Here is a 14,124-nt window from a genome sequence, read left to right as displayed (position 1 = left end):
AAAAGTTTGTGAAAATCAATATTTACCCTTAAATATGTAATTTCTAAACTGGGAAATACCGTCCTTTTCCGAACCGTTTTCCGGTCGTTACGGACCGTTTTCCGGCCGTCGTTCCGGGCTGTGTGTTAGTCGTTTATCCGGGTATGCCGCCGGGAGCGTCCGCACGAGGGACACTCTTCGGTGCGGAGGGGTGCGCCGACTTCGGGACGGAAAATGCATTTTTCTCGTTTTTTTGCCGAGACCGGCGCCGAAGGACCGGATTCGGCCTGATTCCGTGTGTTCTATGATACGTAGGCCGGGGGACCGGAGGGAAGACCGGGCGGAATGTAGCGGGGATTTCTTCGGGCCCCGGGGCCGGAAACCGCCGGACCGCCGGGAAGAACGGGAAGGCGGAAAAGACCCGTCCGGTCCGGCGGGACCGCTCGTTCGGGTGCGGAAATTCCGCCGGAAGGGTGTCGGAACGGCCGGAAGGAATCGGCCGAACGGGCGCAATGATCGGCTGAAAGGGTGTATCGGCACGGGTGAAAGGACTGCGGAACGTGCTGAACGGGCGGAGAAGAAACGGGCGGGCGGTTCGGGCGGATACCTATTTATATTAGGGAAATGTCCGGCGGGCTGAGGGTTCCGTCCGCCGAAAAAATACCACCCCGGAGTGTTCGGGGTGGTATTCGGAAACGCTTCGGACCGGGTTCGGCGGTCCCGGGGGCGTCACTCCTCGATGAAGTCGATGTTGATTTCGCGCTGGAAAACCTCCTGCAGCGAGATCATGGTTTCGGTCGAGGCGAGGCCCTGGATGTGCAGGATGCCGTCGAAAATCGTCCGCATCAGGTGTTCGTTGTCCACGCAGTAGAGCTTCGCGAGGATGTTGCCCGCTCCGGTGATGAAGTGGCATTCCACGATTTCCGGAACCTTCTTCAGCTCCTCGATGGCTTCCGACAGCAGTTTCGGATCGCGCAGCGTGATGCTGACGTGCGCGCAGACGTCGAAGCCCATCATCTTGGGGTTCACGACGAGCCGGCTGCCGAGAATCACGCCCGCCTCGTCGAGCTTGCGGATGCGCTGGTGGATGGCGGCTCCCGAAATGCCGCATTCGCGCGCGATCTCCAGAAAAGGCATCCGCGCGTTCTTTATCAGGTATTTGAGGATTTTGCGATCTATCGCGTCGAGTGCTACCTTAGGCATGGCGGGGGATCATTTAAGTACGTTCAACTCCTTGCCGACCTTGATGAAGGCGGCGATGCAACGGTCGAGCTGCTCGGTCGTGTGGCCTGCGGAGACCTGGACGCGGATGCGCGCCTCGCCTTTCGGCACGACCGGATAGTAGAAGCCCGTGACGAAAACGCCCTCGTCCTGGAGCTTCGCGGCGAAGTCCTGCGAGAGTTTGGCGTCGTAGAGCATCACGGCGCAGATGGCCGACTGCGTGGGTTTGATGTCGAACCCGGCGTCGAGCATTCCCCGGCGGAAGTGTTCGACGTTGGCCACCAGCCGGTCGTGCAGCTCGTCGCTTTCGGCGAGCATCCGGAACATTTCGATCGAGGCTCCCACGACGGCGGGGGGCAGCGAATTGGAGAAGAGGTAGGGACGCGACCGCTGGCGCAGCATGTCGATGATCTCCTTGCGGCCCGTGGTGAAGCCGCCCACGGCGCCGCCGAAGGCCTTGCCCAGCGTGCCGGTCAGGATGTCCACCTTCCCGCGCAGGTCGTAGAGTTCGGTGATGCCGCGGCCCGTTTTGCCCAGCACGCCGGCCGAGTGGCACTCGTCCACCATCACCAGCGCGTCGTACTTCTCGGCCAGTGCGCAGATCTTGTCGAGCGGTGCGGCGTTGCCGTCCATCGAGAACACGCCGTCGGTGCAGATGATGCGGAACCGCTGGGCCTGCGCCTTCCTGAGACACTCCTCCAGTTCGGCCATGTCGGCATTGGCGTAACGGTAGCGCACGGCCTTGCACAGACGCACGCCGTCGATGATCGAGGCGTGGTTGAGTGCGTCGGAGATGATGGCGTCCTCCTGGGTGAAGAGCGGCTCGAACACGCCGCCGTTGGCGTCGAAGCAGGCGGCGTAGAGGATCGTGTCCTCCGTGCCGAAGTAGTCGGAGACGGCCTTTTCCAGCTCCTTGTGGATGTCCTGGCAGCCGCAGATGAAACGCACGGACGACATGCCGAAGCCGCGGCGGTCCATGGCCTGCTTGGCCGCTTCGATCAGGCGTTTGTTGTCCGACAGTCCGAGGTAGTTGTTGGCGCAGAAGTTCAGCACCTTGCGGCCTGCCACCTCGATCTCGGCCCGCTGGGGCGACTCGATGATCCGTTCCTTCTTGTAAAGCCCCGCAGCCTCGATTTCGGCGAGTTCCCGCTGCAGGTGTTCCTTGATTTTCCCGTACATATCCGTTAATTTTTTGATGAAAGATCGCCTGTGAAGTGTCAATCTGTTACAAATATACGATTATTTCCCGAAAACAGCCACTTTCGCGCCGCTTTTTTCACCGGGGCGGGTAACGGATCGTAACCTGCCGTCCGTCGCAGCCCCGCGGACGGGGCGGGAAGCCGGCGCCGCGCGGTGTTTCCGTCCCGCCCGGGACGGATGAAATTTCCCGCGCCGCCCTTGCCGTCCCGCGGAAATTTGCCTATCTTTGGAATTCGAACAACTAAATGCGACACTATGAAAAAATCGTGTGTTTTGGTCAGCGGCGGCGCCGGTTACATCGGATCGCATACCGCCGTGGAGCTGATCGCCGCGGGCTACGACGTGGTCATCGTCGATAACCTTTCGAACAGCGACATCGCCGCCGTCGAGGGGATCCGCCGCATCACGGGGACGGAGATCCCCTTCGTCGAGGCCGACTGCTGCGACCGCGAAGCGTTCCGCCGGGTCTTCGAACGGTACGAGTTCGACTCGGTGATCCATTTCGCCGCGTCGAAGGCCGTGAACGAGTCGGTCCGCAAGCCGCTCGAATATTACGGCAACAACCTCACCTCGTTCATGAACGTCATCTCGCTGATGCGCGAGTTCGGGCGGCGGAACATCGTCTTCTCGTCGTCGTGCACCGTTTACGGCGAACCGGACAGGCAGCCCGTCACGGAGCGCACGCCCCGCAAGCCGGCCACCTCGCCCTACGGCAACACCAAGCAAATGTGCGAAGACATCCTGCGCGACTCGGTGGGAGCCTACGAGGGGATGAGGGGCATCGCCCTGCGCTATTTCAACCCCATCGGCGCGCATCCCTCGGCCCTGATCGGCGAGCTGCCGCGCGGTGTGCCGCAGAACCTCGTGCCCTATATCACGCAGACGGCCGCCGGGCTGCGCGAGTGCCTTTCGGTCTTCGGCGACGACTACCCGACTCCCGACGGATCGTGCATCCGCGACTATATCGACGTGGTGGATCTGGCCCGCGCGCATGTCGCCGCGATCCGCCGCATGATCGGGAACCGGAGCGCGGAGCCGTACGAGGTCTTCAACGTCGGCACGGGCCGCGGCGTCTCGGTGCTCGAACTGGTGCACCGTTTCGAGGAGGTCAATCACCTGAAGCTCAACTATCGGATCGCACCCCGCCGCGAGGGCGACATCGTCGCCATCTGGGCCGACCCGACCCTTGCGAACACGGAGCTGGGCTGGCGGGCCGAGCGCACGCTCGACGAGACGCTCGCTTCGGCCTGGAAGTGGGAGAAGCGCCTGCGCGGCATCGAGTAGCGGGTTTCCGGATTTCCCGTCCCGGTCCTTCGGCGGGCGAGGACGACAGTACGGCGCCGGACGGAATTTTACAAGCAAATTCCGTCCGGCGTTCGTCGTGTGCGGGGCGTGGACCCTCCCTGCCGCAGCGTTCCGGGAGGCGTGTCACGGCCGTTTCCGAAGCCCCGAATTGGCGTCCTCCACCCTGCATTCGCCTCCGTAGTCGATCAGCGCGCCCGACGAATGGCGGGCCTTCAGCAGGCGCGTGCACCATACGACGGCCCGGCTCGACGACGTGGCGTTGATCGAATAGTCGGCCACCCGCAGGTCCGGCGCATCGAACCGGCTTCCCGAGGAGGCCGATACGCTGCCCGCGGAGACGCGGGCGTCGCCCAGAAGCTCGATGCGGGCCGAACTGGTGGCTTGCGCCTCGAACCGCTCTCCCGAAAATTCACCGCGGATCGCGCTGCCGCTGGTGGCCGTCAGCTCGGCCCGTTCGGCCGTCATCGCTCCGTCGAGGCGCGACGAGGAGGAGGCCGTCGCGTCGAGCGATCCGGTCCGGATGGCGCCCCGGAAGGCTGCGCCGCTCGACAGCATCAGGCGCGTGTCCGGTGCCGATACGGGTCCTTCGAAACGCGACGAGGAGGTGGCGACGATGTCCAGCGTGCCGTCGCTCCTGACCGGGGCGTTGAAACGCGAGCCGCTCGACAGCGTGATCTGCCCGCCGCCCGTCTGCACCGAACCGTCGAAAGCCGAGGAACTCGTCAGCCGGATATCGCCCGTTCCCGAACAGTGCAGGTCGGTTCGGATCCGCGAGCCGGAGCTGGCGGCGACCGTGCCGGTTCCGGTGCGTACCGTTCCCGCGAAGCGGCTCGATCCGGAGAGCGTCAGTTGCAGGTCGGAGGTCTCGACGTCGGCTTCGATCGAACTGCCCGAGGAGGCGAGGAGCACCGCCGAATGCCTTCCGACCGGGGCTTTGCAGACGATCTGCGCCGATGCCGTGGCGCGAAGCGTCTCGAGCCGCTTCGAAGCGGGTACGACGGCCGAGACCGAACAGTTGCTGACCGACTGGGCGTCGATCGAGATGCGCAGGTCGCCGTCCCGTCCTTCGACCGTCACGTGGTCGATCACGTTGTCGTCGGCCGTGACGAGAATGTCCGATGCGGCCGGATCGACCGTGACCCGGATTCCCCGCGAGACGTGCAGGGAGTGGTAGTTGCCCGCCCGGCCGCGCTGCTGCGTTTCCATCCGGCCGCTGCCTTTCAGCGTCCGGGTCCGCCGCCTGCCGTTACCGGATTCCGCCGCGGTGTATCCTGTGGCGGTGTATCCTGCCGGGACGTATCCTGTCGCCGCATGTTCCGTCGCGGAGGATCGGTTTTCCGCAGCGGCGGGTTCCGCCGCGGTGCGGAGGGGCGTTTTCGCCTCCGCGGCGGTCCAGGCGAGGAGGCAGAGCAGGGGGAGCAGTCGTTTTTTCATATCGGTTGTATTTTAGGTGTCCGTTCGGTGCGCCGTCGTCCGGAGGGGAGGCGCATTCCTCTCCGCGGATACGCCGCTGTCGCATCCGCCGGACCGGATCCGGTCCGGCGGACGATTTCAAAGATACGGAATTTAAATCCGAACCGGAAATTTTTCCGGGAAAATTCCGTCGCCGATTTTTAATTTTCAGTTATTTACACTAACTTTGCCGCCCGAAAGACAGGCGGATGTGGGATGCGGCCGTTTCAGGCCGCATTGAGAACCGCCGGTGGAAACATTAACCAAATAACAACACAACACCATGAAAACCATTTCGGTAAAGGCTGTGAAGCGCGCCGACTTCGGCAAGAAGGCGGCCAAGGCCGTGCGCCGCGAGGGCATGATTCCCTGCGTATTGTGCGGCAACGGCGAGACGGTCGCCTTTTCGGTAGATCCCCGCGAGATCAAACCGCTGATCTACACCCCCAATTCGTATATCGTCGAGTTCGACTTCGACGGCAGCAAGGAGCAGGCCGTGCTGCGCGAGGCGCAGTTCCATCCGGTGCGCGAGGAGATTCTCCATCTGGATTTCTACCGCGTGGCCGCCGGCAAGCCCGTTTCGATCGCCATTCCGGTGCGCCTGACGGGTAACGCCGAGGGTGTGAAGGTCGGCGGCAAGCTGACGCTGTCGGCCCGCAAGCTGACCGTGAGCGCTCTGGTGGAGAACCTGCCCGACGAGATCGTCGTGGACGTGACGCCGCTGGGCGTGGGCAAGACGATCTTCGTAGGCGACCTCCAGTTCGAGAACCTCCGGTTCGTGACGCCCGCCACGACCGCCGTCTGCGCCGTCCGCGTTACGCGCGCTTCGCGCGGAGCCGCTGCCGCCGAGGGCAAATAGCCGCTGACCGCGTATGAAATACCTCATCGTTGGATTGGGGAATATCGGCGCCGAGTACGCCGAAACCCGTCACAACATCGGATTCAAAGTGTTGGACGCCCTCGCAGAGGCGTCCAACGCTGTTTTTACCACGGCGCGTTACGGCGACGTCGCCGAGGTGAAATACAAGGGCCGGACACTCGTGCTGCTCAAGCCTTCGACTTACATGAATCTCTCGGGCAAGGCCGTCCGCTACTGGATGGACGCCGGGAAGATCGCTCCGGAGAACCTGCTCGTCGTATCGGACGACATCGCCCTGCCGTTCGGCACGCTGCGCCTGCGCCCGAAGGGGAGTGCCGGAGGTCACAACGGGCTGAAAAACATCGCCGAACTGCTCGGTACGGAGGAGTACGCCCGGATGCGTTTCGGCGTGGGCGGCGACTTCCCGAAAGGACATCAGGTGGAATACGTGCTGGGCGAATGGACCGACGCCGAGCGCGAGGCGATGCCCGGACGGCTGAAGGTGTTCGTCGATGCGATCCGCTCGTTCGCGACGGCCGGCGTGGCTACGACGATGAATTTTTTCAACAAGAAGTGACCGCGGCCTTCCGCGGAGAAGGGAGGACGGACGGGTTCGCCGTGCGGTGAAGGGAAGGGTCGGGGCTATCTTTTTCCGTACGCATTATCGCAATACTTTTGGTACTTTCCGGAGGAGATATTTTCGAGCCACGCTTGGTTTTCGAGGTACCAGCGGACCGTTTTCTCGATTCCTTCCTCGAACTGCAGCGAAGGCTCCCACCCCAGTTCTCTCTGGAGTTTTCGCGAGTCGATGGCATATCGCAGGTCGTGCCCCTTTCGGTCGGAGACATACGTGATCAGGTCGTCCGAATATCCTTCTGGGTTTCCCAGCAGACGGTCCGCCGTGCGGATGAGCACCCTTACGATGTCGATGTTCTTCCACTCGTTGAATCCCCCGATGTTGTACGTCTCTGCGACCTTTCCCCTGTGGAATATGGTGTCGATAGCCCGTGCGTGGTCCTCGACATAGAGCCAGTCGCGGACGTTCTCTCCTTTTCCATATACGGGCAGCGGTTTCCGATTTCGGATATTGTTGATAAATAGCGGAATCAGCTTTTCCGGGAACTGGTAGGGGCCGTAGTTGTTGGAGCAGTTGGTGACGATCACGGGCATGCCGTAGGTGTCGTGGTAGGCCCTTACGAAGTGGTCGGACGAGGCCTTCGAGGCCGAATAGGGCGAGTGAGGGTTGTATCTGGTAGTCTCGGAGAAGAACTCCTCGCCGTAGGCCGAATGATGTTCTCCGCTCGATGCCGAGGTCGAGAAGGGCGGTTCGATGCCCTGGGGCCGTGTCATCTCCAAAGCCCCGTACACCTCGTCGGTCGAGATGTGGTAGAACAATTTCCCGTCGTATCCCTCCCCACAGGATTCCCAGTACACCCGCGCGGCCTCGAGCAGCGCGAGCGTGCCCAATACGTTCGTCCGCGCGAAGGTGAAGGGGTCGCGTATCGAGCGGTCCACATGGCTTTCGGCAGCCAGATGGATCACTCCGTCCGCCCGGTATTCCCGCATCAGGTGCGACATGCGTTCGTAATCGCAGATATCGGCCCTGACGAAAACGTAGTTCGGTTCCCGTTCCACGTCCCGGAGGTTCTCGAGGTTGCCCGCGTAGGTGAGCTTATCGACGTTGACGATCCGGTAATCGGGGTATTTCGAGACGAAAAGACGTACCACGTGGCTTCCGATGAAGCCCGCGCCTCCCGTGATGATGATGTTGCGTTTGAAATCCATCTTCTATTTCTCTTTTTCGATGTTTCCGATACATTTGCGGAGGCTGTCCGTCCAGTGGGGAATCACGATACCGAATGTCTCCTTGATTTTCGTCTTGTCCAGCACCGAGTAGGCCGGTCGCACGGCTTTCGAGGGGAACTCGTCGCTGTGGCAGGGGCGGATGTCGCAGGCGGAGTTTCCGGCGTATTCGGCGATGGCCCGGGCGAAGTCGTACCACGAGCAGACGCCCTCGTCCGAGAAGTGGTAGATGCCTTCGCGGCCTTCGTATTTGCGGTGTTCCACGATGTCGAAGATCGCTTCGGCGAGGTCCCCGGCGTAGGTCGGGGTTCCCGTCTGGTCGAATACCACGCGCAGCACCTCCTTTTCTTCCGTCAGACGCAGCATCGTCCTGAGGAAGTTCCTCCCGTACTCCGAATAGAGCCACGCCGTGCGGAGAATCACATAGCGGCAGCCCGAAGCCAGCACCTCCTCCTCGCCGTGCAGTTTCGTCGCTCCGTAAACGCTTCGCGGCGCCGTCGGGGTTTCCTCCGTGCAGGGCCTGTTCGCTGTGCCGTCGAAGACGTAGTCCGTGGAGACATGCACGAGCAGTCCGCCGACTCCTTTCATCGCGCGTGCCAGGTGTCCGGCGGCGGTGGCGTTCAGCAGCTCGGCGCGTTCCGCGTCCTCCTCGGCACGCTCCACGTCCGTATAGGCCGCGCAGTTCACGACAGCGCCGATGGCGTGTTCGCGGACGAAGCGTTCCACGGCCTCACGGTCCGTGATGTCGAGCCGCAGGGTATCGTCGCCCGCGACGTCCGTGAAGAAGTAGCGGTCCGCCGAGGCGGCCGAAGCACGCCGGAGGGCATGTCCCAACTGTCCTCCGGAGCCCGTGACAAGAATGTTCATGACTTGTAAAGGTTTTCGTTATACTCGAACGGCGATACGAAATCCCGCAGAAGCGGATGCCGTGTATCTTTCTCGCTCAGGACGGCCTTCTCCTCCGGTCCGCTACCTCGACGCCACGAGCGACGAGGGGGTGACGCCCATCGAGTCGCGGGCCCAGTCGCCGCGGGCGCGGAGCACCTGCTCCACGATGTCGCGCACGGCGCCTTCGCCGCCCCGGAACTCCGAGACGTAGCGCGAGGCTTCGATCACCTCGGCCGCGGCGTCGGCCGGGCAGACCGGAATGCCCACTTCGCGCATGCACTCCAGGTCGGGAATGTCGTCGCCCATGTAGATTGCGTTGGCCGGGTCGATGCCCTCCTCGGCGAAGTATTCGCGCATGGCCCGTATTTTGTCCATGCAGTCGGTGTAGAAGCGTTCGATGCCGAGCATCCGGAGCCGGTGTTCGAGCGTGCGGCCGCGGCCGCCGGTGATGATGCAGACCTTGTAGCCGTGCTTGACGGCGTAGGCCAGCGCGTAGCCGTCCTTGGCGTTGTAGCGGCGGATGAAGTCGCCGTCCGCGGTGGGGATGATGCCCCCGTCGGTCATCACGCCGTCCACGTCGAAGACGAAGGCTTCGCAGCGGGCTATGTCCTCTTTGAAGTTTCCCATATGTTCTGACTGATTTTCGAATAGAGTTCCTGCATTTCGGGGTCGTCGGCCAGCAGCGCGAGGTGGCGCTCCAGCGTCGCCGCGTCGTGCCGTGCGGCGGGGCCCGTCTGCACGTCGAGCGGCGAGCGGGCGTCGCGGGCTTTCGCGGCGGTCTCTGTGACGAGCGGTTTGAGCACCCCGAAGTCCAGCCCGGCGTCGCGCGCGATCCGTTCGCCGAGAGCGTACATGCGGTTGGCGAAGTTGCAGGCGAAGACCGCCGCGAGGTGCACTTTCGCCCGCTGCGCGGAGTCGCTGCGGATCACCGTGCGGGAGAGGCGGCGGGCGAACGCCTCCAGCTCGTCGCACAATGCCGGCGAGGAGGCTTCGATGAATACCGGGATCTCGCCGAAATCGACCTCCCGGCCCCGCGTGAAGGTCTGCATCGGGTAGAAGACCCCCCGGCGGGCGAACCGTTCGGGCAGGGCCGCGAGGGGTACGCTGCCCGCCGTGTGGGCCACCGCGGCTCCGTCGGGTATGGGCAGCCGTGCGGCGACCTCCCCCACGGCGCGGTCGCTGACGGCGATGAGGTACAGGTCGGCCCGGGCGAGCCGCCGCGGGTCGTCCGTCCACTCCGTGCGGGCGAGTGCGGCCACCTCGCCGCCCCGTGCGGCGTTGCGCGCGAAGAGCTGCACGAGGCGCAGCCCGTCGGCCGCCGCCACGGCCCGGGCGAGGGCTTCCGCCAGGTTTCCGCTTCCGATGATTGCGATCTGTTTCATGGCTGTTTCGTGTCGGCGTCCTTCATCAGGTCGGTGAGCGTTACGTTGTCCTCGGCGTTGCGGGCCGCCTCCTTGAGTCCGTCCAGCTCGCGGTCGATATGCGCCAGTTCGGGCGTCGCCGCCAGGTCGAAGGAGGTCTGTCCGCTCCGTTCCACCGCCTCCAGGATGCTGTAAATCGTCATCGAGGCGATGTCGTATGCCGGCGTGTAGCCCACTTCGCGCTCCCCGTCGCCGCTGCGCACGGCGATCAGTTGCCCGGCCTGCACGAGCTGGAACAGCACGTCGTTCACGATGCGCGTGGGGAGGTTCAGCCGCCGCCGGATCCGCTCTGCGGGCATCGCCCCGCCGTGGTCGCGGAAATGCCGCACGACGATCAGCATGGCCGCGAGCAGGATTTTGCGCCGCTGGTCGTAGCTCACGAGCAGCGACTCGCGCTCCTCGTCGAACCGTTCGACGTTCTGGTAGGCGAACGACAGTTCGCCGCCGAAGAGGAGGATCTCCCACGAGGTCTGTAACCAGATGAGGAAGAGCGGCAGCGCGGCGAAGCTGCCGTAGATGGCGTTGTAGGAGGTCATCCACCGCTGGAGGTAAACGTAGCCCCACTGGAACAGGAGGAAGATCGTGCCCGCGACGATTCCGGCCATCAGGGCGCTGCCGACGCGGACCTTCGCGTTGGGGATCACCAGATAGAGCAGCGTGAACATGCCCCAGATGACCACCATCGACGCCAGATGCGACAGCAGGCCGAAGTACCAACTGTCGTCGAATCCCAGCAGCCGTTCGGCGTAGTTGGTCATGGCGTTGGCCACGATCCAGAGCACCGGGACGATCATCACCACGGCGATGTAGTCGGTCCATTGGCGCGTGATGCCGCGCTCGACCTTCACTTCCCAGATGTTGTTGAAGGCGCTCTCGATCGACCCGAAGACGCGGATCACGGCCCAGAAGAGCATCACGAGAGCCACGGCGGCCACCACGCCGCCCTGCGTGCGGCCGAGGGCGTTCTCGGCGAAATCGACGATGTAGCGCACGATCTCGGGGTTCTGCGGGAAGAGCGCGTAGAGGTTCTCCACCAGTCCGTCCGCCAGGCCGAAGCCCTTGACCACGGCGAACACTACGGCGGCGATCGGCACGAGCGACATGAGCGTATAGAAGGTCAGCGCTGCGCTGCGCACGAGCGTCCCGTGCTCCTGCAACCCCCTCGCCGTGTAGAAGAGCAGCTTGTACTGCTGCACGAGCCACCGCACGACGGGGTTGCGCCATTCGCTGGCGTCGCGCCGGAAGATCGTGTCGGTGAAGTATGTCGGAATGTCGCTGATTTTCATGGGAACGGCGTCGTGACGGTCGAACAAAGATAGCTATTTTAGGCGGATCGCCCAAAAATCGTTCCCCGTTTTCGTGAAGGCCAGCCGCACCTCTCCGCCCGGATGCAGCCCCAGCCGGCGGTACAGTTCCTCGGGCCGGAGCGGGAAGTCGCGCTTGAGAATCTCCGCGCCGCGTCCCTTCAGCTCGCGCTTCAGCCGTGCAGGGTCGTACGGCTCGATGCGGTCGATTTCGAGGATGCGGCCCAGCACGCCCTCGGGGCGTTCGGCGGCGAATCCGTAGCCGTTCTCGCTCCAGCAGTCGGCGCGGCCCGCGAGGTGCAGCCGTACGAGGCGGGTCTTCTGCAAGGCCACGTCGGGAATGACGAGCCAGCGGTAGCGCGCCGCGCCGAACGTCGCGGGCGGCTCTCCGGCACGCTCGCCGGGCCGGGCCGAGAACTCGCCCAGCCCGATGGCCGAGGCGGTGAGCAGCGGTCCCGCGCCGTCGGCGTAGATCACCACCTCCTTGCACTCGCCGCCGACCGAGACGGCCTCCACGCGGCTGCGGGGAAAGAGCCGCAGCGCCTCGTCCGTGTCGAAGAGCGGGGAGTTCTTCACGCACAGCCGCTCCGACGCCCGGCCGATGAGCGGTCCGAGCGCGAGGATGTCGGGCGAGCACGCCTCCAGCCGCACCTGCCTGCGGCCTTCCGCCGAACGGCGGTCGGGGTCGGCGTAGATCCAGTCGAAGCGCAGCCCCTCCTGCGTGAGGTACTCCTCGGCCGAAGAGCAGACGACCTCGATGTTTCCGGCGCCGAGCCGTGCGAAGTTCTCCGCGGCGATGCGGGCGAGCGTGGCGTCGCGCTCGAGCGTCACCACGCGGCGGAAGCGGCGGCTCAGGAAGAGCGCGTCCGCGCCCAGTCCGCAGGTGAGGTCCAGCACGCTGTCGCCCGCGATGCGTTTGTGCGCCGCGCACGCCTCGCTCGACGCCTGCTCGAAGGCCCGCGGCGGCAGGATGCACTGCGCCGCGGCGTACGAGGGGAGTTTCCGTTCGGCCCGCGCGAGGTATTTGACCTGCGTGGCGACCAGACGGGCGTGGGGCACGCGGCGGTCCGTCGCCACCTCCAGCGGGTCGCGTCCGCGGGCCCGGGCGATCGCTTCGCGCACCTCGTCGGTGCGGAGCAGGGCGTATTCTTCGGGGGTTATCATGTCGGCAAATGTACGCTTTTTTTCGGTTCCGCGCTCCATGCCGCGAGGGTGGCGAGCGCGAAGAGGAGGTAGAGGATCGCGGTCTGCGTCCCTCCGAGCGCATATTCGGCCGCGCCTCCCGGCAGCGAGGCCGTGAGGCGGGCCAGCGCGTTGATCCCTTCGGCCGCCGTGCCCGTGACCAGGGCGAAGGCCGGGGCGAGCGGTCCGGCGGGCAGGAGCATCCACAGCGCCCCGCCGAAGACTACGGCCGTCGCCAGTGCGATGGCCGCGGGATTGACGAGCAGCCCGGCCAGCGGAACCGTTCCGAAGGTGTGCGAGACGAGGGGCGTCGTGGCGACGGCGGCCGCGAGGCCGATCAGGTAGGCGTCGATCGCGGCGTTCGCCGCCCGGCAGCGCGTCCGGCAGCGGCGGCAGAGCGGCACGCCCCAGGCGAGTATGCCCGCCACGGCGAGGAACGAGAGCCGGAAGCTGATGTCCCCCAGCCAGGCCGGCTGCCAGAGCAGCATCCCGAAAGCCGCCGCGGCGAGCGCATTGAGTGCGACGTACTCCGATGCCGACGCCAGGGCGGTCTGCAGGACCGTACACATGACGGCGGCCCGCACGGCGCTCGGCGGGGCTCCCGCCGCCGCGACGAACAGCCACACGGCCCCCGCCGCCAGCACGTTGCGCACGAGGTGTCCCCGCCTGAGAAGCGGCAGCCACCACAGCGCGAGATTGACGAGCGCGAAGACGATGCCCGTGTGGAGTCCCGATACGGCCAGCAGGTGCGACAGCCCGCTGCGCGAGTAGGCCGTGCGCAGCTCCGGCGTGATGCCGCTCCGGTCTCCCGCCGCCATGGCCCGCACCACGGCTCCCGCATCCCCTCCGAGCGGAAGCCGGGCCAGCCGCTCCGCCGCGCGGTGGTGGAGCTTTCCGGTGTGTCCGGGCAGCCGTTCGAGCAGCGTGCGTCCGGAGACGGAGAGCGTTCCGGCGAATCCCCGCCGCCGCATCAGGCGGCGGTAGCTCTCCGCCCCGCCCCGGAAGGGCCGCACCTCGCCGCGGCACACGAACCGCTCTCCGGCCGTCAGCGGAGTGAGCGAATCGGCGTAGAGCATCACCCGGTCGCCCGACGGATGCCAGCGCCCCGTCGCGGGGTCCCGCCAGAGCGCGACGACCGCTTCGGCCGCGACGTAGCGGCCCCGGTCGGCGGGGATTCCCTCCACCGCGACCTCGAAGGCAGTGCGTACGCCCCGCGGCACGGCCGGTTCGGCCGCCCGGAGCTGCGCCGCGGCGAATCCCGCCGTGAGGAGCATCCCCGCCAGCGCCGCGGAGGAGCGCAGCAGCAGGGCCGTGAGCCCCGTCAGCACGAAAGCCCCTGCGGCGAACCACAGGGGCAGTGTGAAACGGTCGGCCAGCGCGATGCCCGCCGCGAAGGGGACGAGGATTTTCAGCATCGGCATCCGGTCGAGCCGTGCGAGTAGCTGCCGGATCGACATGTGCGGATAGTCTGTTCGGATGCAAATATAGCGAATTCGGATGCAAATCCCCC

At 65.0% G+C, this 14,124-nt stretch carries 13 protein-coding genes and 1 pseudogene; 3 read left to right on the top strand and 11 right to left on the bottom strand.

The window, feature by feature from the left end; translation table 11 throughout:
- Positions 1 to 708: 708 nt before the first annotated feature.
- Both FME97_RS05810 and kbl read right to left on the bottom strand, forming a co-directional pair.
- Positions 709 to 1,182, bottom strand: coding sequence for an Lrp/AsnC family transcriptional regulator (locus FME97_RS05810; RefSeq protein WP_141428308.1), 474 nt, complete (start codon positions 1,180 to 1,182; stop codon positions 709 to 711).
- A gap of 9 nt (positions 1,183 to 1,191) precedes the next feature.
- The gene (gene kbl, locus FME97_RS05805; RefSeq protein ID WP_141428307.1) at positions 1,192 to 2,379 is read right to left on the bottom strand and encodes a glycine C-acetyltransferase; all 1,188 of its coding nucleotides are present in this window, start codon (positions 2,377 to 2,379) and stop codon (positions 1,192 to 1,194) included.
- A 276-nt stretch (positions 2,380 to 2,655) separates the two neighbouring features.
- On the opposite strand from kbl, the gene galE reads away from it, so the two are divergent.
- Positions 2,656 to 3,684 carry a UDP-glucose 4-epimerase GalE gene (gene galE, locus FME97_RS05800; protein ID WP_141428306.1) on the top strand — a complete coding sequence of 343 codons (1,029 nt, stop codon included), beginning with the start codon at positions 2,656 to 2,658 and terminating at the stop codon, positions 3,682 to 3,684.
- 144 nt (positions 3,685 to 3,828) lie between these two features.
- On the opposite strand, the gene FME97_RS05795 is transcribed toward galE, so the two are convergent.
- Entirely contained in the window at positions 3,829 to 5,139 is a 1,311-nt protein-coding gene (locus tag FME97_RS05795; protein WP_141428305.1) for a GIN domain-containing protein, read from the bottom strand.
- A gap of 301 nt (positions 5,140 to 5,440) precedes the next feature.
- Here FME97_RS05795 and FME97_RS05790 point away from each other — a divergent pair, with 301 nt between their 5' ends.
- Both FME97_RS05790 and pth read left to right on the top strand, forming a co-directional pair.
- The gene (locus FME97_RS05790; protein WP_141428304.1) at positions 5,441 to 6,016 is read left to right on the top strand and encodes a 50S ribosomal protein L25/general stress protein Ctc; all 576 of its coding nucleotides are present in this window, start codon (positions 5,441 to 5,443) and stop codon (positions 6,014 to 6,016) included.
- A 13-nt stretch (positions 6,017 to 6,029) separates the two neighbouring features.
- Complete coding sequence (gene pth, locus FME97_RS05785) at positions 6,030 to 6,593, top strand: aminoacyl-tRNA hydrolase (RefSeq protein ID WP_141428303.1); 564 nt, start codon at positions 6,030 to 6,032, stop codon at positions 6,591 to 6,593.
- A gap of 65 nt (positions 6,594 to 6,658) precedes the next feature.
- Here pth and FME97_RS05780 read toward each other — a convergent pair whose 3' ends face one another.
- The 8 genes and pseudogenes from FME97_RS05780 to FME97_RS05745 all read right to left on the bottom strand — a co-directional run bounded on the left by FME97_RS05780 (position 6,659) and on the right by FME97_RS05745 (position 14,071).
- Positions 6,659 to 7,801: a dTDP-glucose 4,6-dehydratase gene (locus tag FME97_RS05780; protein ID WP_141428302.1), complete on the bottom strand. Its 1,143-nt coding sequence runs from the start codon at positions 7,799 to 7,801 to the stop codon at positions 6,659 to 6,661.
- A gap of 3 nt (positions 7,802 to 7,804) precedes the next feature.
- Complete coding sequence (gene rfbD, locus FME97_RS05775) at positions 7,805 to 8,686, bottom strand: dTDP-4-dehydrorhamnose reductase (protein WP_141428301.1); 882 nt, start codon at positions 8,684 to 8,686, stop codon at positions 7,805 to 7,807.
- A pseudogene (locus tag FME97_RS12545) lies at positions 8,683 to 8,784 on the bottom strand (dTDP-4-dehydrorhamnose 3,5-epimerase); the annotation flags it as partial. The pseudogene FME97_RS12545 and the gene rfbD, both read right to left, overlap by 4 nt.
- Positions 8,785 to 8,788: 4 nt before the next feature.
- Entirely contained in the window at positions 8,789 to 9,334 is a 546-nt protein-coding gene (locus FME97_RS05765) for a KdsC family phosphatase (protein WP_141428300.1), read from the bottom strand.
- Positions 9,310 to 10,089, bottom strand: a complete 780-nt coding sequence (locus FME97_RS05760) for a Rossmann-like and DUF2520 domain-containing protein (protein WP_141428299.1) — start codon at positions 10,087 to 10,089, stop codon at positions 9,310 to 9,312. Before FME97_RS05760 ends, FME97_RS05765 begins: the two co-directional genes overlap by 25 nt.
- On the bottom strand, positions 10,086 to 11,414 hold the full coding sequence (locus FME97_RS05755) for a YhjD/YihY/BrkB family envelope integrity protein (protein WP_141429962.1): 1,329 nt from the start codon (positions 11,412 to 11,414) through the stop codon (positions 10,086 to 10,088). Before FME97_RS05755 ends, FME97_RS05760 begins: the two co-directional genes overlap by 4 nt.
- A 33-nt stretch (positions 11,415 to 11,447) precedes the next feature.
- Entirely contained in the window at positions 11,448 to 12,596 is a 1,149-nt protein-coding gene (locus FME97_RS05750) for a THUMP-like domain-containing protein (RefSeq protein WP_141428298.1), read from the bottom strand.
- Positions 12,593 to 14,071 (bottom strand): ComEC/Rec2 family competence protein, encoded by a 1,479-nt coding sequence (locus tag FME97_RS05745; protein ID WP_141428297.1) that lies wholly within the window; start codon positions 14,069 to 14,071, stop codon positions 12,593 to 12,595. The genes FME97_RS05750 and FME97_RS05745 overlap by 4 nt, the downstream gene beginning before the upstream one ends.
- Positions 14,072 to 14,124 lie beyond the last annotated feature (53 nt).

It is taken from the genome of Alistipes dispar (genome assembly GCF_006542685.1).
GTDB classification, from domain to species: domain Bacteria; phylum Bacteroidota; class Bacteroidia; order Bacteroidales; family Rikenellaceae; genus Alistipes; species Alistipes dispar.
The sequence above is the reverse complement of the archived record's forward strand: the minus strand, read 5'-3'. Positions and strand labels throughout refer to the sequence as shown.

Excerpts from the sequence above, each read along its gene's own strand:
- FME97_RS05790 (WP_141428304.1), top strand. The coding sequence starts at position 5,441 with ATGAAAACCATTTCGGTAAAGGCTGTGAAGCGCGCCGACTTCGGCAAG.
- FME97_RS05755 (WP_141429962.1), bottom strand. The coding sequence starts at position 11,414 with ATGAAAATCAGCGACATTCCGACATACTTCACCGACACGATCTTCCGG.
- FME97_RS05765 (WP_141428300.1), bottom strand. The coding sequence starts at position 9,334 with ATGGGAAACTTCAAAGAGGACATAGCCCGCTGCGAAGCCTTCGTCTTC.
- kbl (WP_141428307.1), bottom strand. The coding sequence starts at position 2,379 with ATGTACGGGAAAATCAAGGAACACCTGCAGCGGGAACTCGCCGAAATC.
- FME97_RS05810 (WP_141428308.1), bottom strand. The coding sequence starts at position 1,182 with ATGCCTAAGGTAGCACTCGACGCGATAGATCGCAAAATCCTCAAATAC.
- FME97_RS05795 (WP_141428305.1), bottom strand. The coding sequence starts at position 5,139 with ATGAAAAAACGACTGCTCCCCCTGCTCTGCCTCCTCGCCTGGACCGCC.
- FME97_RS05750 (WP_141428298.1), bottom strand. The coding sequence starts at position 12,596 with ATGATAACCCCCGAAGAATACGCCCTGCTCCGCACCGACGAGGTGCGC.
- pth (WP_141428303.1), top strand. The coding sequence starts at position 6,030 with ATGAAATACCTCATCGTTGGATTGGGGAATATCGGCGCCGAGTACGCC.
- rfbD (WP_141428301.1), bottom strand. The coding sequence starts at position 8,686 with ATGAACATTCTTGTCACGGGCTCCGGAGGACAGTTGGGACATGCCCTC.
- FME97_RS05780 (WP_141428302.1), bottom strand. The coding sequence starts at position 7,801 with ATGGATTTCAAACGCAACATCATCATCACGGGAGGCGCGGGCTTCATC.
- galE (WP_141428306.1), top strand. The coding sequence starts at position 2,656 with ATGAAAAAATCGTGTGTTTTGGTCAGCGGCGGCGCCGGTTACATCGGA.
- FME97_RS05760 (WP_141428299.1), bottom strand. The coding sequence starts at position 10,089 with ATGAAACAGATCGCAATCATCGGAAGCGGAAACCTGGCGGAAGCCCTC.
- FME97_RS05745 (WP_141428297.1), bottom strand. The coding sequence starts at position 14,071 with ATGTCGATCCGGCAGCTACTCGCACGGCTCGACCGGATGCCGATGCTG.